General features: G+C 67.1%; 21 protein-coding genes. All 21 read left to right on the plus strand.

Annotated features, from left to right (window positions below; genetic code table 11):
• Nucleotides 1-955: 955 nt before the first annotated feature.
• The 21 genes from ACF088_RS07790 (at nt 956) to ACF088_RS07890 (ending at nt 22852) form a co-directional block, all read left to right on the plus strand.
• Complete coding sequence (locus ACF088_RS07790) at nt 956-1279, plus strand: HNH endonuclease (protein WP_392374509.1); 324 nt, start codon at nt 956-958, stop codon at nt 1277-1279.
• A 611-nt stretch (nt 1280-1890) separates the two neighbouring features.
• Complete coding sequence (locus ACF088_RS07795; RefSeq protein WP_392374510.1) at nt 1891-2466, plus strand: bifunctional DNA primase/polymerase; 576 nt, start codon at nt 1891-1893, stop codon at nt 2464-2466.
• A 125-nt stretch (nt 2467-2591) separates the two neighbouring features.
• Nucleotides 2592-2990: a hypothetical protein gene (locus tag ACF088_RS07800; protein WP_392374511.1), complete on the plus strand. Its 399-nt coding sequence runs from the start codon at nt 2592-2594 to the stop codon at nt 2988-2990.
• A gap of 553 nt (nt 2991-3543) precedes the next feature.
• Entirely contained in the window at nt 3544-3720 is a 177-nt protein-coding gene (locus tag ACF088_RS07805; RefSeq protein WP_392374512.1) for an HNH endonuclease, read from the plus strand.
• Nucleotides 3721-3744: 24 nt separating this feature from the next.
• A complete protein-coding gene (locus ACF088_RS07810; RefSeq protein WP_392374513.1) occupies nt 3745-4038 on the plus strand; it encodes a hypothetical protein in 294 nt (97 codons plus the stop codon).
• A gap of 157 nt (nt 4039-4195) precedes the next feature.
• Nucleotides 4196-5515: a terminase TerL endonuclease subunit gene (locus ACF088_RS07815; RefSeq protein ID WP_392374514.1), complete on the plus strand. Its 1320-nt coding sequence runs from the start codon at nt 4196-4198 to the stop codon at nt 5513-5515.
• The gene (locus tag ACF088_RS07820; RefSeq protein WP_392374515.1) at nt 5512-6990 is read left to right on the plus strand and encodes a phage portal protein; all 1479 of its coding nucleotides are present in this window, start codon (nt 5512-5514) and stop codon (nt 6988-6990) included. The genes ACF088_RS07815 and ACF088_RS07820 overlap by 4 nt, the downstream gene beginning before the upstream one ends.
• Nucleotides 6971-7783, plus strand: coding sequence for a hypothetical protein (locus ACF088_RS07825; protein ID WP_392374516.1), 813 nt, complete (start codon nt 6971-6973; stop codon nt 7781-7783). Before ACF088_RS07820 ends, ACF088_RS07825 begins: the two co-directional genes overlap by 20 nt.
• 62 nt (nt 7784-7845) lie before the next feature.
• Nucleotides 7846-8499, plus strand: a complete 654-nt coding sequence (locus ACF088_RS07830) for a hypothetical protein (protein WP_392374517.1) — start codon at nt 7846-7848, stop codon at nt 8497-8499.
• 18 nt (nt 8500-8517) lie between these two features.
• Nucleotides 8518-9474 (plus strand): phage major capsid protein, encoded by a 957-nt coding sequence (locus ACF088_RS07835; protein ID WP_392374518.1) that lies wholly within the window; start codon nt 8518-8520, stop codon nt 9472-9474.
• Nucleotides 9471-10502, plus strand: coding sequence for a glycosyltransferase family 4 protein (locus tag ACF088_RS07840; protein ID WP_392374519.1), 1032 nt, complete (start codon nt 9471-9473; stop codon nt 10500-10502). The genes ACF088_RS07835 and ACF088_RS07840 overlap by 4 nt, the downstream gene beginning before the upstream one ends.
• Before the next feature lie 13 nt (nt 10503-10515).
• On the plus strand, nt 10516-10935 hold the full coding sequence (locus ACF088_RS07845) for a hypothetical protein (protein ID WP_392374520.1): 420 nt from the start codon (nt 10516-10518) through the stop codon (nt 10933-10935).
• Between the two features lie 766 nt (nt 10936-11701).
• Complete coding sequence (locus tag ACF088_RS07850; RefSeq protein ID WP_392374521.1) at nt 11702-12028, plus strand: HK97 gp10 family phage protein; 327 nt, start codon at nt 11702-11704, stop codon at nt 12026-12028.
• Between the two features lie 17 nt (nt 12029-12045).
• Nucleotides 12046-12423: a hypothetical protein gene (locus tag ACF088_RS07855; protein ID WP_392374522.1), complete on the plus strand. Its 378-nt coding sequence runs from the start codon at nt 12046-12048 to the stop codon at nt 12421-12423.
• A gap of 66 nt (nt 12424-12489) precedes the next feature.
• A complete protein-coding gene (locus ACF088_RS07860) occupies nt 12490-13077 on the plus strand; it encodes a phage tail protein (RefSeq protein ID WP_392374523.1) in 588 nt (195 codons plus the stop codon).
• A 99-nt stretch (nt 13078-13176) separates the two neighbouring features.
• Nucleotides 13177-13539, plus strand: a complete 363-nt coding sequence (locus tag ACF088_RS07865) for a hypothetical protein (protein WP_392374524.1) — start codon at nt 13177-13179, stop codon at nt 13537-13539.
• Between the two features lie 38 nt (nt 13540-13577).
• Complete coding sequence (locus ACF088_RS07870) at nt 13578-13943, plus strand: hypothetical protein (protein WP_392374525.1); 366 nt, start codon at nt 13578-13580, stop codon at nt 13941-13943.
• Between the two features lie 19 nt (nt 13944-13962).
• Nucleotides 13963-18918: a hypothetical protein gene (locus ACF088_RS07875; RefSeq protein ID WP_392374526.1), complete on the plus strand. Its 4956-nt coding sequence runs from the start codon at nt 13963-13965 to the stop codon at nt 18916-18918.
• A 3-nt stretch (nt 18919-18921) separates the two neighbouring features.
• Nucleotides 18922-21147 carry a hypothetical protein gene (locus tag ACF088_RS07880; RefSeq protein ID WP_392374527.1) on the plus strand — a complete coding sequence of 742 codons (2226 nt, stop codon included), beginning with the start codon at nt 18922-18924 and terminating at the stop codon, nt 21145-21147.
• Between the two features lie 2 nt (nt 21148-21149).
• A complete protein-coding gene (locus ACF088_RS07885) occupies nt 21150-22241 on the plus strand; it encodes a DUF5047 domain-containing protein (RefSeq protein ID WP_392374528.1) in 1092 nt (363 codons plus the stop codon).
• Nucleotides 22241-22852, plus strand: a complete 612-nt coding sequence (locus ACF088_RS07890) for a hypothetical protein (RefSeq protein WP_392374529.1) — start codon at nt 22241-22243, stop codon at nt 22850-22852. Before ACF088_RS07885 ends, ACF088_RS07890 begins: the two co-directional genes overlap by 1 nt.

The raw sequence follows: 22852 nt of genomic DNA on the forward strand, positions 1-22852 counted from the left end.
ATCCAAAGGGCGCGGTAGCTCAACAAGCCCACACACGTGGGTAGTTGACCTGCGACAATAGCTCGAAGAACCCCGGCGACTGCGCTAACAGTCCCGGGGCTATGGCCGACCCTGAAGCGACAGGACCGACATGACCAACCATACGCGAGCGTGCTCTGCCTGCGGCAACGCGTTCACCAGCGTCCGATCCGATGCTTTCGTGTGCTCTCCCAAGTGCGCTGCGCGCCTGCGCAAGGCGCGCAGCCTGGGTGTCGACGCAGCCGCTGCACGATCCTGCCGGGGTTGCGGCATGGACATCTCTCACCGCCACGGCAACGCCCGCTACTGCCCCGCCTGCTACAAGGGTCAAGAGAAGCAGCACAAGGCGAATCGGGCGCGAACTGCAACATGCCCACACTGTGGATCGATCTTCACGGCGAAGACAGGCCGAGAGAAGTACTGCACGCTTCGCTGCAGCGGGCTCGCCGCGCGGGCTCGGCAGCTTGCCATGAAGATACTCAGGACGTGCATCGCCTGCGGGGTCGACTTCACAGCCACTGACGCGCGACAGGTCACCTGCTCGATCGCGTGCAGGATGTGGGCGAGGCACCACCCGGGCGAGCGCAGGGTTACGGTCGTCCCGTGTGTCACCTGTGGAGCGCCCGCCGAAGGGAGCAGAGCAGGAGTCAAGTACTGCTCCGTCGAATGCAGCCGGGAGCCCTACTACCAGAAGCGTCGCGAACAGCGTGGCACCCTGGCCAGACCCAAGAAGTACGCAAGGTGCGTCGCGTGCAGCGGGCCGATCCCGTTGCCGCGGGTAGGGAAGAAGTACTGTTCGACGGTTTGCGGAAACCGGTACTACGCGGCACCTGACCGCTTCCTGGAACGCTTCGGTCGTACCTGCGAGCGCTGCGGAACGCAGATCGACGACAGTGAGCGGGTCTCCAAGCGGTTCTGTACCACGAGCTGCCAGGTCATGCACAACCAAGATGTGCGGCGCATGCGGCGACGCGGTCTGCCGATGGAGCGCATCTCGCGGGCGGAGATCTTCAAGCGCGACGGAATGCTCTGCCACCTGTGTGGGATGCCCATCACTGGCAAGCCCACGATCGACCACGTCATCCCGATCGCCACACCCGGCTCGCCCGGCCACGTGTGGGAGAACCTTGCCGCCGCTCACTCCGCATGCAACAGCAGCAAGCGGGACCGGGTACGCGAAGCGGACTGGGTTCTGTATCGACAACTACGTGAACGTCGACTAGCGGATGCAGGCTGCTCCGCTCCCGCGTCGGCTGCCTGACCTACCATTCGGCGCCGCAGTCCTCGCGCCGGCAGACATACCCTCGATGCCGCCACCCACCTTTGGTAGGGGCAGTGCATGCCCCACCTGCCGCCCCCTACCTGGTGGGTGCCGGCCGGGCATGGCATGGGCATGGGTGAGGCAGTGCCTGCGAGGCATGCACACGCAACGAGCATGTGGATCAATGCATGTGAAGTCGCTCGAATCGCATCGAATGGTCAAGCGAACGATCGAACGAACGAACGAAGTCGATCAAGGTCGAGCCGAACGTCCGTCAAGCGCCGAGCGACTCCGCCGCAGACGCGACCGCCAAGCCGGCACCCGACTGGCCTTGGCGTGGCGATCGACCGAGCCACTGCACCCCGGGGCCATGCCCCCCTCCCGGCCTCTCCAGCCCATCGGGCCGTATAGCACCTGACATCGCCCCCGGGTTTCCAAGGCCCTGACCTGGGGCGATGTCAGGCCCCTCGCCGACCCCCTCCCGGGGCCGGATGTACCGGGTTGGTAACCATGCAGGTCAGCTCGCTGTAGCCGTTAACATTGGCCGGTATCCTGGGCGCATGCCAGGGACGCTTCAGCGATGCGAGCACTGCGGAGGAGGCCTGCCGGTGATGCACCGGTCGGACCGCCGCTACTGCTCCAACTCGCATCGCGTCCTTGCAGCTCGGGCCCGCAAGCGCGCTCGTGACGAGGCCCTCGCTGCCGAGCAGCAGGCCCGCATCCCGGCCGAGTTGACGTCGCGCCCGCGTTGGGTGCGCCACAAGGCCAAGGTGCCGCTGCGTACTGACGGCCGCTTCGCCTCGGTGACGGACCCGTCGTCCTGGTCGGACTTCACGGCTGCCGCCTCATCGAAGACTGGCGACGGCATCGGCTTCGTCCTGACGGCTGGCGACGGCATCGTGGTCGTCGACCTGGACCGTGCGGTCGACGCCGGCCGGGTGCTGCCGTGGGCGCAGGCCATCGTGGACCAGCTGCCAGCGACGTACATGGAGCGTGGCCGGTCCGGTACCGGCCTGCACCTTTGGTTCCGCGGCGCGGTCGCGCACGGCCGGCGTATCCGCCGGGGGGAGTTGGCGTTCGAGGTGTACTCGGACCGCCGCTACATGATCGTGGGCGACCGGGTTCCGGGTACGCCACTCAGTCTTGCCGAGCTGCCTGATGCGGCCGGTTTGATCGCCTCGCTCTGACGCCCCGGCGGCGTCCCTGGCGGGGCGTCGTTGTTCCAGCCCTCTGTGCGCCCCGGTGGCGTGCTCTGACCCTGGAGGTCGTCATGGGCGCTCGTGGACCTATCGGTAAGCGCTCCGAGGAGCGCATGGGCCATCGCTCGAAGGAAGAACAGAACGCGGTCACGAAGGCTCCGTCAGGGGCACCGGTCGATCTGCCGGACCTGCCGGACGCCGATCCGTTGTGGCATCCGATCGCCGCTGACTGGTACTTGTCGCTGAGGGAGTCGGGTCAGGCGGCGTTCTATCAGCCGTCGGACTGGGCGGTCGCTCGGTATGCCGCGGACCTGATGTCGAAGGTGCTGATGTCGGAGCGCGGCCCGAACGGCCAGCTGGTGGCGGCCCTCAACTCGGTGATGTCGTCGCTCCTCACGACTGAGGGCGACCGCCGACGGGCCCGTATGGAGCTGGAGCGGAAGCCGGCTGGTAAGCAGGCGCCGGCTGGCGTCACGGCCATCGCTGACTACCGAGCTTCACTGGGGAGTTGACCAGGTAAATTGGTCACGAGAGACCCCGGCGAGTGCGCTAACACTCCCGGGGCGTGGCCGACTGGTTGGAGTCGACGTGGCCGATCGTACCTGCTCAATTTCCGACTGCGAGGGCGGTGTCTTCGCGCGGAGCTGGTGCCGCAAGCATTACAAGAGGTGGCACAGGCATGGCGACCCCTTGGTCGAGGTGAAGACACCGAGGCCGCGTCAGGGAGTTGAGTGTTCTGTTGATGGCTGTTCGCGGGGCCCCGTGGCCCGAGGTTGGTGCTCTATGCACTACCAGCGTTGGTCGAAGACTGGCGAACTGGGGTCGGTGAGTCCTCGGAACGGCAATCGATATCGGACGTGCGGTTTGACGGACTGCTCTCGGCCGGCTGTCGCGAACGGTTACTGCACTCTTCACCATGCGCGGTGGCAGAAGCACGGTGATCCGCATGTCGGCGCGACGCGACCCAAGTATCAGCCGATCTTGCGCGGCGATGGATACGTCTGGGTGTGGCAGCCCGAGCACCCGCGCGCTCATCAGGGACGAGTTCCTGAACACCGTCTCGTCATGGAGCGCGAACTGAAGCGGCTGCTTCTGCCGGGCGAGAACGTGCATCACATCAACGGAAACCGTGGCGACAACCGTCCGGAGAACCTGGAACTGTGGGTGGTCCACCAGCCCAAGGGGCAGCGCCCTGAGGATCTGATCGAGTGGGCCAACGAGATCCTCCGCCGCTACACCTGAGTGGCCCGAGAGGGGGTGATGCCCATGTCATCCCCTCACCTGGAAGACGCGGAACAGGTTCCGGATGTAGTTGAGCCGGTCACGATTGGCCCTACCTGGGAGCGTGGGGAGGATGGACGATTCATCCTCCCCGAGTTCACGCTCGGCTGGCACGTCCTGGCATGGACGGCGACCTACCTTCAGCACCCCAACGGAAATCGCTGGCGATACACACCCGAGCAGGCCCGATTGGTCCTGTGGTGGTTCGCCATCGATCGCGAGACAGGCCAGTTCGCCTATCGCGATGCCGTCCTCCAGCGCTTGAAGGGCTGGGGTTGAAGGCAAGGACCCATTTGGCGGGACTCTATGCGCGACCGAGTTCGTGGGTCCCGCTCGCTGGTCGGGGACGATCGCCGACTTTGACGATCCTGATGGTGTTCCCGAGGGGCAGCCCAAGGGAGAGCCTCACCCGGAGGCATGGGTGCAGGTTGCGGCAGTGTCGAAGGACCAGACTCGCAACACGATGATCATCTTTGGGTCGCTCTTCACCAAGGAGGCGCTGGCCGAGTACAGCATCGACATCGGTAAAGAGATCATCTACGCCCACAAGGGGCTGGCCCGGATCGAGGCAGTGACCTCGTCGCCGCGTGCCCTTGAGGGTGGCCGGACGACGTTCACGCTTCTCAACGAGACGCACCACTGGATCGAATCGAACCAGGGCCACGAGATGGCCGCGACGATCGAGCGAAACGCCACCAAGTCGGCGGACGGGGCCGCGCGTACCTTCGCGATTACCAATGCGTTCGAGCCTGGCGAGGACTCGGTCGCCGAGCAGACTCGCGACGCCTACGAGGCCGCAGAAGCAGGCCGCGCCGAGGACACGGGCATCCTGTACGACTCGCTTGAGGCTCCCCCTGAGGCGAAGCTCACCAGGCCGTGGCTGGAGAAAGTGCTCCTCGCAGTCCGCGGAGACTCGGTCTGGCTGAATATCCCGCGCTTGATCAAGTCGATCCTCGACGTCCGCAACCCTCCCTCGCGCAGCCGGCGTTTCTGGTTCAACCAGATCGCCGCGGCCGAGGACGCATGGATGGCCCGCTACGAGTGGGACGCCTGCAAGCGCGAGGACTTGCAGATTGAGGACGGCGACGAGGTCGTCATGTTCTTCGACGGCTCCAAGAGCGACGACGCGACGGGCCTGGCGGCCTGCCGCATGTCGGACGGTCTGGTGGCGACGCTGGGCGTGTGGCAGAGGCCGCCGAACTGGCCGTCGCTGGAGACTCCTGGCTACGTGCCCTGGTCGGTTCCGCGTGACGACGTCGACGGCGTTGTCGCGAATGCTTTCACCCGCTTCAAGGTGCTGGCGTTCTTCGCTGACCCGGGTTCCGGGCAGGATGAGGACGGCGAGATGTACTGGGATGCCTTCCTGGACCGTTGGGGTCAGGCCTACGGCAAGAAGCTGCTGCTGAGGGCTGTGACGTCCGGTCCGAAGGCGCACGCGGTCCGCTGGGACATGCGCGACCGGCGCAATCAGGAGACGTTCACGGAGGCGGTGAAGCGCACCCGTGAGGACATTCTCCAGCGGCAGCTCGTGCACGACGGCCACAAGGTGATGCGCACCCACGTGATCAACGCCCGTCGGCGGACGAACGCCTGGGGGGTCACGATCGGCAAAGAGCACCGCGAGAGCGCCCGGAAGATCGACCTAGCAATCTGCATGATCGGCGCCCGGATGTTGAGGCGGACCGTGCTGAACAGCCCGAAGAACCAGAAGCGCACGACCGCGCGCGGTAAGGGACGGGTGGTGGTGCTGCGATGACCCTCTCCATCCCCGAGCTGCCTCTGTTGAACCTCTCAGACGACGAGTTGACCCTGATCCAGGTGCTGCGGCAGGACATGCTGTCGGACCGGTGGCGGCTCCAGTTGCGCGACGCGTACTTCAACGGCGAGCAGCTGGTGCGCGATCTGGGTATCTCGATCCCGCCGCAGCTGAAGGGGCTGCACACGGTCATCGGTTGGCCGCGGATCGGGGTGGAGTCGCTGGAGGAGCGTCTCGATCTGGAGGCGCTGCGGTGGGCTGACGGCTCGGACTCCAGCGATCTGCAGGAGATCGTGGATGCGAACGATCTTCTCGACGAGTCGAGCCTCGCCCACCTGGACGCGCTGACGTATGGCCGCGAGTATCTGGCGGTGGGCTCGGGGGATTGCGGCACGGACGACTGCCCGCCGCTGATCAGTATCGAGTCCCCGCTGGATATGACGCTGATGTGGGATGCGCGTCTGCGGATGGGGACGGCGGCTCTGCGCGAGTGCGCGGCCGGCGACCTGTATGACGCCGGTGGCGATGACCGGATGCTGGTGTTGTACCTGCCGGATCAGACGATCCATGCGGTGCCGACTGCGTCGGGCGGCTGGGAGGTTGTCGATCGGGATATCCATCAGCTGGGTGTTGTGCCGGTGGTCCGGATGGCGAACCGTCAGCGGACTTCTGACAGGGTCGGCAAGAGCGAGATCACGCCGGACGTCATGTCCATCACGGATGCGGCGTGCCGAAGGCTTATGGGGATTGAGGTGGCCGCCGAGTTCTTTGGCGCGCCGCAGCGGTACATCCTCGGGGCGAGCGAGTCCGCCTTCCAGGATGCCGAAGGGAATCCAAAGTCGGCCTGGGAGACGTACATCGGCCACATCTTGGCATTGGAACGAGACGAGGATGGCAACATCCCGCAGGTCGGGCAGTTTTCTGCCCATGACCCCTCGGGCCAGACGAAGATCATCGACCTGTATGCGCGGATCATGGCCAGCCAGTTCGGGCTGCCGCCGCACATGCTCGGCTACACGACGGACAACCCGGCCTCGGCGGACGCGATTCGGTCCACCGAGGCGAAGCTCGTCAAGCGTGCCGAGCGGCGATCCCGCCGGTTCGGTGCCGCCTGGCAGCAGGCCATGCGCCTCGCCCTGTGGGTGCGGGACGGGGAGCCGCCGGACAAGGGGCGGCGGATCGAGTGCGTGTGGCGCAACCCTGCCACGCCGACGATCGCGGCCCAGACGGATGCTGTGGTGAAGCTGGTGAATGCGAAGATCCTGCCCGCGGACTCCGACGTGGCCCTGGAGATGGCCGGCTTGACGGAGGGGCAGAGGCAGCGTGTGGCTGCGGATCGGCGCAGGAGCGCGGGCCGGCAGACCAGCTCGGCGGTGCTGGATCGCCTCGCTGCACTCGGGTCGGAGCCGGGGCCGGCAACTCCAACACCGGAAGGCGTGACGCTGGGAGCCGACGGTGGCGACGCTCTCGGATGACAACCCGGCGGCGTCGCGGCAGCGGGCTATCCAGCGGGGCCTGACGCGTCTGCTGCTCAGGGACATGAAGAAGCTGCGGCGGCTGATCGTGGCTTCTCGGCTGAAGAGCAGTGTGCCGTCCTGGATCGATGCGGTGCGGGTGCTGGTCGATCAGTACGGTCAGACCGCCGCTTCCGCTGCAGCAGACTTTTACGATGCTCAGCGCGAGGGGGCAGGCGTTCCCGGCAGCTTCACGGTGCCGCTCGCGGACCCGCCTCCAGACGAGCAGGTCGACAACAGCCTGCGGTGGGCGACGAAGGACTTGTGGCCGCGGGACGCGGATGTGGCCACGGAAGTTCAGCGCCGGCCGATCGAGGATCGACTGGCCGTAGCTCAGGTGAAGGCCGAGCAGGCTGTGCAACGGCTGGTGACCGGCCAGGGGCGACAGACGCTGCGTCAGGCGGTGCAGCAGGATCGCGGCGCGGTGGGGTATGCGCGGGCGGCAGCCCTTGGTGGCTGCTCCTTCTGCAAGCTCATGGCGGCCCGCGGGATGGTTTTCAAGACCGCCGAGTCTGCTGGTCGCGAGGCCAACGAACGCTTTACCGGCGATGCCAGCGTGGTGAAGTTCCACAACGACTGCCACTGCACGATTATCCCTGTCTTCCGGGGCCAGCGGTTCGAACTGTCGCCGCACGCGGCGGAGTGGGACCGCATCTACCGGGAGTACGCCGCTGGCCATCCGGGCGATCAGCTTCGCCTGTTCCGGCGCGCGCTAGCCGAGCACGATCAGCATCCGCTGCCCAGTACGCACTGATTCAACGGTCGCCCTGGTGGCGGCCTTTCTCATTTCCACAGCCCCTGGAGGGCCGATTCGTCATGCCCGAAGAGACCGAGAGCACCGAGCAGCAGGCCGAGACCGGTACCGAGGAGACCGCCGAGGAGACGGCGACCGAGGGGAGCGGCAGCACCGAGTCCACGGACGACGCCCAGGAGGCGGAGACTGAGGCCGAGGAGAAGCCGTTCGACCGGAAGCAGGCCGAAGCAAAGATCCGGAAGGCGAACCAGGAGGCGAAGGGCCTCCGGCAGCGCCTGAAGGAACTGGAGCCGAAGGCTGCCGAGTTGCAGCGCATCAAGGACGCCGAGAAGTCGGAGTCCGAACGTCTCAACGACCAGCTGGAGCGCGCCAAAGAGCAGATCACCAAGACACGCCAGCGTCTGGTGAAGGCCCGCGTGCAGGCTCTGGCTGGCGCCGCGGCCGGCGAGCGTCCTGCGTTCGCTGATCCTGCGGACGCGTTCGGTGAGCTAGATCTCGACTCGTATCTCGACGGCGATGGCGACATCAACGAGGAGGCCATCGAGGCCGACCTCCAGGCGCTGCTGGAGCGCAAGCCGCACTGGGCGAAACCCCAGCCCCCGGAGGGCCCGCGGCGTCCCGCACCGGATCGCACTCAGGCGTCCGGCGCAAACAAGACCAGGACCCCCAACCCCCGCGATGAGTTCGCCGGGTGGCTAAGTACGCGGCTGCCATAGTCGCTGAAAGAAGGAATCATGGCGGTCACCGCCCCCATCACGTCGAGCAGCGTTCCCTCGGAACTCCTGCCTCGGACAATCACGGCCCCGATCTTCGAGAAGTCCGTGGAAGCCAGTGCGGTCATGCAGTTGGCCCGACCGGCCCCGCTGGCTCTCGATGCGACCACCAGCGTGCCGATTCCGATGGACGTTCCGGTCGCCGACTGGGTCGGACAGGCCGCGAAGAAGCCGCTGTCCACTGGTGGGATCGACGTCAAGCAGATGCAGGCCAAAAAGGTTGCGGTGCTGATCCCGGTCGCCATGGAGGTCGCGAAGACCAACCAAGGCGGCCTATATGACCAGCTTCAGAAGGATCTCCCGACTGCGTTCGCGCGAGCCTTCGACCACGCGGCCATTCACGGCAAGACGATGAAGGGTGCCAGCGGACCCTTCACTGAGTACCTGGCTGCGACTTCCCACAGTGTTGCGCTGGGCACCAAGTCGCAGGGGCAGGGCGGAATCTGGGCCGACTTTGTGACGGGTATGGGGCAGGTCGTCGACGACGACTGGGACTACACGGGCACCGTCGCCGACCACCGCCTCAAGCCGTCTCTGCTGCTGGCGACGGACACCACGGGCCGGCCGATCCTGGTCGACACGCAGACCCCGGGCACGAACATGGCGGCGGCTGGCACGTTGATCGGCGAGCCGCTGGCTTACTCTCGTTCGGTGTCAGGGAAGCAGCGTCGGCAGGCATCTAGCTCGGATACCGGCCTGCGGGCGATCGGTGGCGACTGGAGCCAGGCGGCCTACGGCGTGGGTATGGACATCAACATCCGGATCTCCAACGAAGCTACTTACGTGGACGAGGAGGGCGGCGTCCACTCGGCGTTCCAGGAGAACCTGGTGCTGATCCTGGCGGAGGCGTACTACGGCTTCGTCATGGGTGAGGTTGACGCGTTCGTGAAGTTCACCGGCACTCCGAGCGGCTCGTGAGCAGGGCCGTCCCGGCTTCCGCGCCGGGCGGGACGGCCAAGCCGCTGAAGATCGTGGCCCGTGTGCACGCTATGCCGCCGGAGCACAATGCCGGGGCCGAGCACATGCTCGTCTCGATGCTGCGGCCTCTGGTGGAACGTGGCCATGACGTGTCCGTCTGGCTGTCCCGGTACGGCAAGGCCCACGAGGTCTACGAGTACCGGGGCATCCAGGTGGTGCCGATGGAGGCCCGCCTCGATTTCGCTACGGCTGTGCGCAGGGCGGATGTCCTCGTGTCGCATCTGGAGTGTGTACCGTCGACGTCGGCTCTGGCCCGCGGCTACGGCAAGCCTGTGGTGGTCGTCTGCCACAACACGCACCGGCCGACGTTCCGCGACATGGCTGCGGGCGGCACGGCGCTGGCCGTGTACAACTCGCAGTGGATGCAGGCCGAGGCGGAGGTCTTCTTCGCCGAGTATCCGAAGTCGATCCGGCCGGGCGACAGCCTGATCGTGCGTCCCCCGGTGTTCGCCGACGAGTACGCGACGAAGCCCGGCAAGGCCATCACGCTGATCAACTGCAATGAGGCTAAGGGCGGCAAGGTGCTGGAGGCCTTGGCCCGCCGCATGCCGGATCAGGAGTTCCTTGCGGTACGGGGTGCCTACGGCGAGCAGATCCTCCCGGACCTGCCGAATGTCGAGGTCATCGATCACGTTCGCGGCGAGGATATGCGGCAGCGGGTCTACAGTCGCACTCGTGTGCTGCTGATGCCCAGTTCCTACGAGTCGTGGGGGAGGGTCGGTGCAGAGGCGCTCGCCTCGGGCATTCCGGTCGTCGCGCACCCCACGCCGGGCCTCGCCGAATCCCTCGGCGAGGCGGGCATCTTCGTCGATCGCAACGACACGGCCGGCTATGAGGCGGTCATCCGCAAGCTGCTGACGCCCGCCGAGTACCGGCTCGCCAGCAAGCGGGCTAAGGCCCGGTCGGCCGAGCTCGACCCGACCGCGGAGCTCGCTGCTTGGTGCGATGCCGTGGAGGCCCTCGCCTGAGAGGAGGCCCGTCGTGGCGTTCGTCGCTCCGACCGCCGAACAGCTCGGCCTGTACCTGGGGCTGGATGAGATTCAGGGGGATCGCGCCGACCTGCTGATCGCTCAGGCGGTGGCTCTGGCTGAGTCGGTGGTGAAGCCGCTGCCGGACCAGGCGACGGCTATCGTGCTGTCGGCTGCGGGCAGGGCCTACGTCAATCCGCAGCAGGTGTCTTACGAGACGATCGGTCCGATGTCGGTGCAGCGCCCACCGGGTTCCGGCGGGCTGTACCTGACGAAGGCCGACAAGGCGGCGCTGAAAAGCCTCGCGGGCCGCGGTGGCGCGTTCACCGTGGACCCGACGCCGGAGACGGCAGACCCGTCGCCGACGTGGCCTCTCGATGACACCTACTACGTCGACGGCGGGTGGCTGGAGCCGGGCTGGGGGTATCCCTGATGCCGGCCCCGTACCCGTATGGGGAGACGGTGGTACGGCTGCGCCGTGGCCCGTCTCCTGGCCGGGATCCGCGCGGCCAGCCGATCCCCGGGACGGTAGCCGAGCATCCGGTGGCGGGCTGTGTGGTGACGCCCCGTTCGGCATCGCCCTCTGTGGGGGGCGCTGAGCAGCAGGCCCGGGACACGGTCATCATCGGCTACACGGTGTACGCCCCGGCGGGCTCGGATTTCGTCACGACGGATCAGGTGCGTATCCGCGGCGAGACCTGCGAGATCACGGGTGAGCCAGGCGACTGGGGAAGGTCCCCGTTCACTGGCACCCGCGGTCCGGTTCAGTTCGCCGCGGACAGGGTCACTGGCTAACTCGGGTCTGTTCCGCCGCGGCAACAAGCGGTAGAAGCTACGAGCGCCCCTTACTGGGGCACTCAGATGCCCAGTGCAGCGCCATAGTGGGGGTCAGGGTGTGCTCGGGGCAGCCGTCGCGCTCGGTGCCAGTGGCGACGCCCCCGCACGGAGCCTTCGGGCAGATGCAGTCGGGGTAGGACCCACCTTGTGACGTGATCCCTCCGTGCCGCACATACCCGCTGGCTTCCATGATCTCGGTTTTGGTCTGAGTCATGCACTCATGGTCTGGCATGCCGGACGCAGGCGGGAGCGGTTTTGCCCAATCCGCTGGCCCGCGACCGGAGAGTCTAGAAACAGGTTCTGATACTGCCGAGTACGCCATTGACGCCCATATTCGCCCCCAACGCGTGTGAGGTGAGCATATGGCGGCGAAGTTCAAGATGTCCCGGAAAGGCGTGGGTCAGCTTCTGCGGTCTCCCGAGATCGAGGCGGAGATGCTGCGCCGGGCCGAACTGATCAAGAACGTTGCCGAGTCGATCGCCCCGACAGGTGGGCCGGGCGATCCGCATGCTGGCGCCTACAAGGCCGCATTCAGTACAAGCAGCACCAGGCGCGGTGGGCGCCGTAAGGATCGAGCGACAGCCACGGTGACGAACTCCAGTTACTACGCCCGGTGGGTGGAGTACGGCACTGAGCGAGTGCACGCTCATCACGTTCTGCTGCGTGCTGCTCGCGCGGGTGGCAACTGATGGCGACTGTGGGATCCGTGGATGTCGAGGTGTTGTTGATCGGCTGGCTCCAGGGGCAGCTCGGCGACGGGATCGTGGTCCGCGACGAGCTCGACAACAACCTGCTGGAAGAGCTCCCCACGGTGCAGGTCGAGCGGGTCGGCGGTACGGACGACGGCCTGCGTCTCGATCGAGCCTTGGTCGACATCGACGTGTACGCGGCCACACGCGGCGATGCCGCTGACCTGTCCGCAGGCATCCGTGGGCTGATGCTCCGGCTGCCGGGTTCGACGGTCGGAGGCGCGGTCATCGGCCGCGTGCGGACCGAATCCGCGCCAGCCTCGCGCCCCTACGAAAACACCGGTCTTCGCCGCTTCGGCGGCACCTACTCCCTGTATCTGCATCCGGTCTCCTGACCGGTTGGGCCCGCGCCGGCCTCTAGTTCCCGCCCCGCGCGGGCTTCTCGCATGTCTGGAGACATCATGGTCAACATCACCCGCGCAGCGGATCTGACGGTCGTTGGTGCGAACGGCGGGGGGTGGGTGGCGCCTGTTGGCACTGCCGCCCCCGATTCGCCCCTGGAGCAGCCGGATTCGCCGTGGAAGGCGCTCGGCGCGATCAGCGATGACGGATTGACGTATGGCTTCGACGAGGACTCGCAGGAGTTCACGCCGTGGGGCCTCACCTCCCCGTTCCGCACCCAGATCACCAAGAGCGTGAGGACGTTCGGCCTGACGGTGTGGGAGACGTCTCGGCTGGCTGTGCAGGGGCTTCAGTTTCGCCTGGACTCCGCGGATCTCACGCCTGACGGTGACGGCATCACGAAGTTCGCCGAGACGGCGAGCCCCGCACCGGACCGTCGCGCGTTCTGGTTCCTGGTTATGGACGGCGACTCGGCCCGTGGCTTCTACGTGCCGCAGGGTGAGATCAGCGACCGCAGTGACGTCTCGTACAAGCAGGACGAAATCTCGGGCTTCGAGTGGACGATCACCACGTATCCCGACGAGGCGGGCAACACGGTCTACCACATCGACAAGCTGCCGCTGACGCCGGCCGAGCCGGCTTCCTGAGCTGGGTGGGCGGGCTGCATCCGTGGCGCGGGCCCGGCCCGCCCGCCCTACCCCCTTTGAGAGTCCGCGCCATGACCAACGTGCCGGGAGGCCCGCGCCATGACCGCAACGAAGACGACTGACACCAGCGCCGCGGAGGCGCAGGAGAAGGAAGCCGAGGCGACTGCTACGTCGGACGGATACGTCACCGTCCCGCTCCAGGGCTACGAGGTCACCAAGGATGTACAGGTGATGCTTGCCACGAAGTGGCGGGCGTCCGCGATCCGGGCGGCGAACTCCGGTGATATCGACCGGTTCATGGAGATGGTTCTCCATGAGGACGACTATGAGACGTACCTCGACCTGGACCCGGACCAGGAGAGCATCATGCAGTTCACGCAGGATGCCGCCGAGCGATCCGGCGAGGCCCTGGGGAAATCCAGTGGACCGTCTCGGTCTGGGAAGAACACGCGGAGGCGGTAGAGGCCGACCTGATCGATCGGCACTACGACATCGCCGACGTGCTGGCAGGACGGCGGACGTGGCGGTGGCTGCGCGTCTTCATTCAGCATCTCCCGTCCGAGTCGCACACGATGACGGCGCTCCGCAATGCGATGTCCGAGGAAGACCTCGAAGAGCAGGCAGAGCAGGGCAAGCCCGAGCAGGGGCGCTGGTCGCAGTTGGAGCAGCTGGTCGCGACTCTCTGCGATCGGATGGCGCGGATCGAGTACGTACTGATCTGCGCGAACACCGAGAAGAAGTCCCAGCGCCCGGACCGGCCTGAGCCGATGAGGCGTCCCGGGGCTGCGCCGCGGCGCAAGAAGTCGACGTTGTCTGATGCCGGCGCCCAGAAGCTTTTTGAGCTGATCAACGGGGGCGCGGCGTAGCGCAGGGGGGAGGCCTCCTGTGGCGATCAGTGTCGGCTCTGTCGAGGTCGATGTCGTACCCAACACGCAGGGCATCCACCGGCGCCTGACCAGCGCCTTGGTTCCTGCCGGCGAGGCGGCCGGGCAAGCGGCTGGTGAGGCGGCTGGCCGAAGGTTCGGGCCTGCAATGTCCTCGGCGGTCAGCAATGCTGTCGGGGAACGGGTTGGTCAGCAGATCGGCCAGCAGATCGCGTCACGCATTACGGCATCGGTCCGTGACGCGCTGCAGAACGGCGTGACTCAGGGCGGGGCGCAGGCGCGTGCGGCGGCCACCCGGCAGGGCGAACAAACCGGGTCGGCCTTTGCCCGGTCGTTGCAGGCTCGTCTTGAGGCGGCGGTGCGGAACCTGCCGGAGATCCGGCTCACCGCCAACAGTACGGATGCGGAACGGGAGATCTACCGGCTCCGTCACGAGCTTCAGGCAATATCTGATCTGCGGATCGGCATCGACATCAGCTCGGCTGACGCCACAGCCGCGATCGACCGTATCCGTGCCCGGCTGGCGGAGGTTTCGGCGTCGGATGCGGACATCGCTGTCCGGGTCGATGCTGCGGCTGCCGTGACGGAACTGGCTGCCGTACAGACGCAGGTCGATGCGCTGGATGGTGACACTGCGCGGGTCGATGTGGATACGTCGGGCGCGATGGCGGCCATTCTCCAGCTGGCTATCGCGATCGGTGGTGTGGCTGCGATCCCGGCGATCCCGGTGCTGGCTGCTGGTATCGGCTCGATCGCGGCTGCCGGCCTGGCGGCTGGCGCCGGCGTGGGTGCCCTCGCTGCCGTAGCTATCCCGGCCTTCACGGGCATCAAGGGGGCGCTGGACGCGCAGAAGCAGGCCCAGGACGCGGCGACAAGCGCAACGTCGAGCGGAGGGCAGGCAGCATCGCAGGCCGCATCGAAAGCCTTGCAGATGGCTGGCGCGCAGCAGGCACTGGCTACCGCTCACCGCAACGCTGCCCGGCAGATTGCACAGGCTGAGCAGGGCATCAGCGACGCCGCCCGGACGGCGGCGCAGAACGATGCCGCGGCGGCAGATCAGGTCAAGGCGGCCCGCAAGAGCCTTGCCGACGCCTACCAGCAGGCCGCGGATCGCACCCAGTCGGCGAACGACCGGGTGGCGCAGGCCGAGCAGTCGTTGTCGGACGCACAGCGCACGGCACGGCAGGCGCAGCAGGATCTTACGCAGGCTCGGCACGAGGCCGCGGTTCAGCTGGAGGAGTTGTCGACCCGGGTTACTGACGCTCAGCTCAGTGAGCGCGACGCGGCACTGGGGGTGCAGGAGGCCCGGCAGCGGCTGCTGGCTACTCAGGCGGTCGGGTCGAAGGCGACGCTGCTGGAGCAGCAGCGTGCGCAGCTCGGCTACGACCAGGCGGTGCAGCGGCTCAAGGAGCAGCAGGCCGAGACAAGAAACTTGACCGCGCAGAAGTCTGCGGCGGACAAGGCCGGCGTCGAGGGAGCGGACGTTGTCCGGTCTGCGCAGGAACGCCTTGCTGCTGCCCAGCGCAACGTGAGCGGGCAGCAGGCTGGTTTGGCGAAGGCGCAGCAGGCCGCGGCGCGCACGCAGGTCCAGAACCAGCAGGCGATTGCTGCGGCTCAGGACAAGGTGGCCTCTGCCCAGCGGAACGTTGCCAAGGTGCAGGAGGATGGCGCCCGGTCGGTGGCGCGCGCCCAGCAGCAGTTGGTGGCGACTCAGCAGTCGGCGGCGGACAGCATCACGTCGGCGCAGCGTCAGATCCAGTCGGCGCAACTGTCGACGGCTGGCGGCGCGAACACGGCGTCGGCGGCGCAGGCCAAATATGCGGCGGCTCTCGCGAAGTTGAGCCCGTCGGCTCGTCAAACGATGGCGGCGTTCACGTCGCTAAAGGGCGCGTTCACGAGCTGGTCTACGTCCCTACAGCCTGCCGTCATGCCCATTTTCACCCGGGCTCTGAACGGCCTGAGGGCTGCACTGCCGGCGTTGACGCCGATTGTTCTTGCCGCGGCGGGCGCTATCAGGGGCTTGCAGGACAGGGTGTCAGCGGGCTTCAAGTCGCCGTGGTGGAAGTCTCTTCAGGCCGATCTGACGGCGGCCGTTGGCCCTGCCATCACCGGGCTCGGGGTGTCGTTCGGCAACGTCTTCAAGGGCATGGCCGGCATCGTGGACGCCTTCCTGCCGCACATGGACGGCATTTCGTCCGGCATGCAGTCGATCACGAAGCGGTTCGCGAACTGGGGTGCCAGCCTGAAAGGCTCGCCGCAGTTTGAGCGGTTCCTGTCCTACGCCTCCCAGCAAGCTCCTCTGCTGGGCGAAGCCTTGGGGAGTATCGCCAACGCGTTGCTGCAGGTAGGTGAGGCGTTGTCGGGGGGTGCAGCGATCGCGGTGGTCAGCGCACTGGCGGACGGCATCGGCTGGCTGGCGAAGAACCTGCCTGGTGTTGTGCAGATGATGTACGGCATGTATGTCGCCTCGCGGTTGGCGACGCTTGCGCTATTCGCCTACAACGGGGCGGTGCTCGCTTACCGTGCCGGGGTGGTCTTGGCGACACTCCTGACTCAGGGGTGGGCTGCGGCTACGGAAGCGGCGAATCTCGCTTTCGAGGCCAATCCGATCGTCGCCATCATCACGATCATCGTGGTGGCTCTGGCTGCTCTCGTCGCTGGGATCATCTACGCCTGGAACCACTGGTCGTGGTTCCGCACCGCGGTGCTCGCGGTGTGGACTGGCATCCAGACGGCTGCGATGTGGGCGTGGAACAACGTCCTCAGGCCGATCTTCTCGGCTTTCGCAGCTGCGTTCCACGGGGTCGCGGCTGCCGCGACGTGGCTGTGGCAGAACGTCTTGTCGCCGGTGTTCTCGTTCATCTCGGCGGCGGCTCGGATCCTGTTCGCTGTGCTGGTTGTCGCGGTGTTCGCGCCGATCATCCTGGCGGTCAAAGCCGTTGGTGCCATCGCTTCTTGGCTGTGGACGGCTGCGATCAAGCCGGCGTTTGAGGGCATAGCGTGGGTCGCTCGGTGGCTGTGGAATAACGCCGTCAAGCCGACGTTCGAGCTGCTGAAGGCTGGGGTGCGGGCTGTTGGCGCGGTGGCCAGGTGGCTCTGGCAGAACGTGATCAAGCCTGCATTCAACGGTATTGGTGCCGTTATCGGCTGGGTGTGGCGCAATGTCGTGAGCCCCATTTTCGCCTCGATCAAGTTGACGGTGAGGGGTCTGGGGGTCATCTTCTCGTGGCTCTGGAAGGCCATTATCCGGCCAGTCTTCGGTTGGATCGGTGATCGGATCGGCTGGGTCTGGAAGAACCTGATCAAGCCCCCATTCGACGCGATCAAGAAGGCTGTCGGGCTGGTCGGTGACGCATTCGGCGTAGCGAAGAACGCCATCAAGCGGTCCTGGGATCAGGTCGTCAACGTCACGAAGAAGCCCGTGAACTTCGTGATCAAGTGGGTGTACACCAACGGGATCAAGGCCCTGTGGGACAAGGTTGCCGGCTGGGTCGGGCTGGGCAAACTGCCCGCCGCCCCGAAGCTCCTTGCCGCCGGTGGTGCGGTCGGGGATGGGTTCGGCAAGGCGACGCCGATGCGCGTCAACCGGCCCACAGCCATCGTCGGCGAGGGCAACCCGAGGTATCCGGAGTACGTCATCCCGACGGATCCGAAGTACCGGAACCGGGCCATGGCCATGCACCAGGCCGCTGGTACACAGCTGATGGCGGACGGCGGCATCCTCGGTGACATCTGGGGCGGCATCAAATCCGCCGGCGGATGGGTCGCAGACAAGGCCACCGGAGCCCTGAAGGCGGCTGGAAAGTTCGCGGCCGGTGCTCTTGCCCCTGCCTTCAATCTGGGGCTGAAGGCCATCAACGGGACGCTCTCCCGGATCCCGGGCGCGGACACGGGTCTGGGCAAGGTCGTGCGCGCCATCCCCAACAAGGTCGCTGACGGCATCCTCAGCTTCCTCCGAGGCGAGGACGAGAAGTCGGTGGGCGGCGCCAACGTCGCCAAGGCGCTGACCTGGGCGAAGGGCCAGGCCGGAAAGCCGTACCAGTGGGGCGGCGCGGGCAACCCGTCGTGGGACTGCTCGGGGTTCATGTCCGGCATCCAGAAGGTGATCGAAGGCAGGAACCCCAAGGGTCGTCTGTGGAGCACCTTCAGCTTCCAGGGGAGCAAGGCTCCGGCGGGGTGGAAGTACCACCTGAAGTCGCCTTTCCAAATCGGCGTCACCAACAACGGCAAGGGGCACACCGCAGGCACCCTGGCCGGTACGAACGTCGAGTCGCGGGGCGGCGACGGTGTCATCGTCGGCTCCCGTGCCCGCGGCTACAAGGACAGCCTGTTCCACAACAACTGGTACGGCCTCACCTCGGCGATCGCCGGGGCGTCAGGCGGGGCTGGCGCGGCGAAGTCCGCGGCTCGGCAGATGCTCGGTGAGTTCGGCTGGTCGCAGAAGCAGTGGCCTCCGCTCGACAAGCTGTGGACAAAGGAATCCGGCTGGCGTTGGAACGCCAAGAATCCGTCCGGCGCCTACGGCATCCCGCAGAGCCTCCCCGGCTCGAAGATGGCATCCGTCGGCGCTGACTGGCGGACCAACCCGGCTACCCAGATCAAGTGGGGCCTGAAGTACATCAAGGGCAGGTACGGCAACCCTGCGGCGGCCTGGGCGCACTCTCAGAGCGTCAACTGGTACGACTCCGGTGGCCTCCTGCAGCCCGGCCTCAACCTGGCCTACAACGGCACGGGCCGGCCCGAGCCGGTGTTCACCACGCAGCAGGCCAACGCTCTGGTGTCGCTGGCCGGCGGCGCGGGAGCGGGTGGGCCCGCCCGCTTCGAAGGCGACCTGTACCTGGACTCCGGCGAGTTTCTTGGCCGAGTGCGGGGCGAGGCAACCCAGATCGCGCAGGCGGAAGTTCGCCGTTCCAACACTCAGCTCGCGGGCGTTCTGCGCGCCGGCCGGAGGGGGTGACCTATGGCGATCCCCGGCAACCTGCTGAGTTCCACTACGGAGGCCGTTGACCCGAACACCAGCGGGTGGACGGCCAAACTCAACTGCACCATCTCGTTGGGTTCCGGCGGGCGGAACGGTGACGGCTGCCTGCTACTCAAGTCGACGGCTGCGGGCGAGATGCAGGCCCGCACCGTCTCCTCGTATGCGGTCGTGCCTGGCACGGTGTACGCGACGTTCGCGGACGCCTCCGGCACAGTCGCCGAGAGGATTGGCATCCGCTGGTTGACCTCGGCAGGCGTCGAAATCTCGGTAACGTGGGCGGTGTCGACGGCGGCCGCGTCGGCGTCGTGGCATCGCGTGAGCGTGGCCGGGGTGGCGCCGGCCGGTGCAGCCCGCGCCCAGGTGCTGGTGTCGTCCACCCCCGCAGCAGCCAACGTCAACCACTTCTGGGAGAACGTCTATCTCGGCTATGCCCGGTTCACGCTGGGCAACCTGCTGACGGCCAACGCCGAGACGGCCGAGCTGGACACGTCCGCCTGGGCGGTAGAGACCAATGTGACCATCAGCCGGACGGTGCCGGCGATCTCGTGGGCTGTCGACGCCTACCCGGTCGGCGGCCACATGCTGACGCTCACCGCGGTCGCGAACGGCAACGTCAGCGTCCTCGGCACCGAGCGGCCCACGGTGACCCCCGGCGTCGAGTATCTGGCCTACACCTATCTGTCGCCGCCCACGTCCTCGATCACCTCCTGGATTGAGCTGCGGTTTTACGACGCGAGCGGCACCCAGCTCTCGGCTACCCGCGGGGCACTGGCGGCCCCGAGCACCGGGTATTTCCGACAGCGTGTGTCAGCTGTCGCCCCTGCTGGGGCGGCCTCGTGCGCGGTTGCGGCGGGCATGGATGCGGCAACCGCCGGCCAGGTCATGCGCCTGGACAACACGGTGGTCTCCGTGGCGACGGATGCCCGCTCGGGCAGCATCACCACCTATGACGCCTACAGTTTCGAGCAGGGCGTCGGCGGCTGGAGCATCACGTCCGGGGCAGCCACTGTGGCGAGGTCCACGCCGTGGGGCGCCTACGGCGTGGACGGCAATTACAGCCTGACGATCACTAGCGCGACGGCAACCACGTCGACTCTCCGCTCCGCGCGGTTCCCGCTCACGCCCGGCGCCGGCCTGAACTGGCGGGCTGAGTGGGCGAGTCAGGTCACCGCCGGCGGGTGGACTGCCACGAGAGGCGTGCGGTTCTACGACGCGGCGAACAACAGCCTCAGCCTGGACGCCACCACATCGGCGACCGTGCCGACCAGTGGATGGTGGATGCTGACCACCGACGTCACGGCGCCGGCGAATGCCACTCAGGCTGCGATCGAATGGACCCTCACAGCGACCAGCACCAGCTCGGTGCTGCGCATGGACTCCGTCTCTTTGTGGCCGGCGCTTCCCCTGGCAGCTGCTACCGCCAATGCGGGGACGGCTTCCGTGACCCTGACGCTGCGGGAGCTGCCGGTCGGCTACCTGCTGACGGCTTACCGCGTCGGCCAGGACGGCGCCCGCACCCTGGTGCGCGGCACATCCGGCCTCCTCAGCAAGACGGCGCTATCCAGCGACCTGATGCTGATCGAGGACTACGAGGCGCCCCTCGGCGTCCCTGTGACGTACTCGATCGAGATCTACACGGCAGCAGGGGCTCTCAGCAGTACCAGGTCGGCCGGGCCCGTCACGATCGATGCGGGCGACCCGAACGAGGCGTGGCTGAAGGATCCCGGCCAGCCCCAGCGGAACCTGAAGGTGCTGGTGGAGCGGGCACCGGACTGGTCCCGCCCCATTCAGCAGTCCACCTACCAGGTGCGGGGCCGCCGCAACGCGGTCGTCCTGTCCGGGCGGCGCGGCGGGTTGGAGGGGGACCTGTCGATCTGGACGCGGGACGATGACGAGCGAGAGGCACTCCACTGGCTCCTCGACACCGGGGATGTCCTGCTGTGGCAGGCCGCCCCAGGCATGGGCGTCGCGGACATGTACGTCAATGTCGGCTCGATCGACGAGGCGCGGGTCTCCAGCTACGCCCCGGAACTGTGGCGGACCTGGAAGCTGCCGCTCACGCAGGCCGACATGCCTACCGCTACGGGCGTCGGGGGCTCGGCCGGCCGCACCTGGCAGGACGTTCTGAGTGGGTTCGCCACCGGCACTGACGTGCTGGCGGCCTACGAGACGGGCGAGGATCTGCTCCTCGACCAGCGGGGGTGATCGTGTATTCGGTCAGCAGCCGCTTCCTGGCAGCACTCACGGAATCGCACACGCCGGTTTCCCAGGTGACCTTGCTGCGCGCAGATGGGCGTGTAGAGACCATCGAAATCACGGGCGGCAGCGTCACCGTGGACCGCGGGCAGGCGATCCGACGCACTTGCTCCGTCACTATCACCGACACATCGCTGATCCCGCGGACGGTCGCCGACAAGCTCAGTACCTACGGCTCTCGCCTGCGAATATCCCGCGGCGTGCAGTTCGCCGACGGATCCAGGGAGCTGGTGCCCCTCGGCGTGTTCCGTCTGGACAGCGTCGACGGGGACCTGGACGACGGGCCAGTGACCCTGACTGGTAAGGGCCCCGAAGCGATCGTCGCCGACGACAAATTCACTGCCCCGTACCGCGTGAGCGGGACGGCTGTGGGGGCGGTCACGGCGTTGATCCAGCGGTCGATTCCGGATGCGGCGGTCGTGAACCGTGCGACGGACGCGGCGATTGGGCCCCGTACATGGGATGTTGAGGGCGACCCGTGGGCTGCTGTGCAGGAGTGCGCGGCAGCCATCGGCGCCGAGGTATACGCGGACGCGGACGGCGTGTTCATCATCGCGGAACTCCCCGACCCGCTCACCGTCACGCCCGCGTGGACGGTCGCCGCGGGGGAGGGAGGCGCCTACATCAGGGCCTCGCGGGGGATGAGCTCCGACGGCGTCAACAACGGATGGCTCGCCCGCGGGGAAAACACCGAGACCGGGACCGCGCCAGTCAGCGCTCTGGTCACGGACGACGATCCGACCAGCCCTACCTACTGGGCCGGCCCGTTCGGGCACCGCCCCGACTTCTACACCTCGTCCACCCTCACCACGGTGAACGCGGCGACCAGCGCGGCCACGCTCAAGCTCCGCGCGAGCAAGGCGCCGAACGCCACCGGTGATCTCAGTAGCCTGCCGAACCCGGCGCTGGAGCCGGGCGACGTACTGCGGGTGATCTACCCGGATGGCACCGGAGAGCTGCACCAGATCCAAAGCTTCTCGGTGCCCCTTGATGAGGGCGGCGACTTTCCGATCACGACGATCTCGGCGAAGGAGGACGCCTGATGGGTAGCTCCGAGCTCGCTATCCACGCCGACCTCGCCGACGCCCTCCGGCGCCAGGCGACGCAGGCAGGTGCCGACAGCCCTGCGGTCCGCGGCTCCGACTGGCGGCAGGCCATCGTCGCCACGGTCGGCACCGACGGCACCGTGACCACGTCCGACGGCATCATTGCCCGCCGCATGGCCACCTACGTCACCCCCGCCGCCGGGGAGACGATCGTCGTCAGCATCTCCAGCTCCGGCAACTGGCTCGCCCACGGCCGCATCGCACCGGTTTCGACGGCCGGCACGTGGCAGACGCTCACGCTCTCCGGCGGCTGGACCGCCTACGGCACCCCATATTGGGCGCCGAGCTACCGCATCAACGGCGACGGCACCGTCAGCCTGTCCGGGCTGGCGAAAGCACCAGCTACAGCGGGCAGCCCACAGACCCTGTGCACGCTCCCCGCCGCCATCGTGCCGAGCAGCAAAAGCCGATTCCCGGTCGAGGTGGCCTCCGGCCTGCACGGCGTCCTCGACGTCAACCCCACCGGCACCAGCACGCTCCAGATCCAGGACTACTCCGGCAACGCGACCTGGGCGACCTTGGACGGCATTCGTTACCGACTCATCTAG

This window comes from Streptomyces sp. NPDC015125 (genome assembly GCF_043080045.1).
Classification (GTDB): domain Bacteria; phylum Actinomycetota; class Actinomycetes; order Streptomycetales; family Streptomycetaceae; genus Streptomyces.

Bases quoted from the DNA above. Each gene is read 5' to 3' on its own strand.
- ACF088_RS07790 (WP_392374509.1), top strand. From the start codon at position 956: ATGCACAACCAAGATGTGCGGCGCATGCGGCGACGCGGTCTGCCGATG.
- ACF088_RS07795 (WP_392374510.1), top strand. From the start codon at position 1,891: ATGCACCGGTCGGACCGCCGCTACTGCTCCAACTCGCATCGCGTCCTT.
- ACF088_RS07800 (WP_392374511.1), top strand. From the start codon at position 2,592: ATGGGCCATCGCTCGAAGGAAGAACAGAACGCGGTCACGAAGGCTCCG.
- ACF088_RS07805 (WP_392374512.1), top strand. From the start codon at position 3,544: ATGGAGCGCGAACTGAAGCGGCTGCTTCTGCCGGGCGAGAACGTGCAT.
- ACF088_RS07810 (WP_392374513.1), top strand. From the start codon at position 3,745: ATGTCATCCCCTCACCTGGAAGACGCGGAACAGGTTCCGGATGTAGTT.
- ACF088_RS07820 (WP_392374515.1), top strand. From the start codon at position 5,512: ATGACCCTCTCCATCCCCGAGCTGCCTCTGTTGAACCTCTCAGACGAC.
- ACF088_RS07830 (WP_392374517.1), top strand. From the start codon at position 7,846: ATGCCCGAAGAGACCGAGAGCACCGAGCAGCAGGCCGAGACCGGTACC.
- ACF088_RS07835 (WP_392374518.1), top strand. From the start codon at position 8,518: ATGGCGGTCACCGCCCCCATCACGTCGAGCAGCGTTCCCTCGGAACTC.
- ACF088_RS07850 (WP_392374521.1), top strand. From the start codon at position 11,702: ATGGCGGCGAAGTTCAAGATGTCCCGGAAAGGCGTGGGTCAGCTTCTG.
- ACF088_RS07860 (WP_392374523.1), top strand. From the start codon at position 12,490: ATGGTCAACATCACCCGCGCAGCGGATCTGACGGTCGTTGGTGCGAAC.
- ACF088_RS07865 (WP_392374524.1), top strand. From the start codon at position 13,177: ATGACCGCAACGAAGACGACTGACACCAGCGCCGCGGAGGCGCAGGAG.
- ACF088_RS07880 (WP_392374527.1), top strand. From the start codon at position 18,922: ATGGCGATCCCCGGCAACCTGCTGAGTTCCACTACGGAGGCCGTTGAC.
- ACF088_RS07890 (WP_392374529.1), top strand. From the start codon at position 22,241: ATGGGTAGCTCCGAGCTCGCTATCCACGCCGACCTCGCCGACGCCCTC.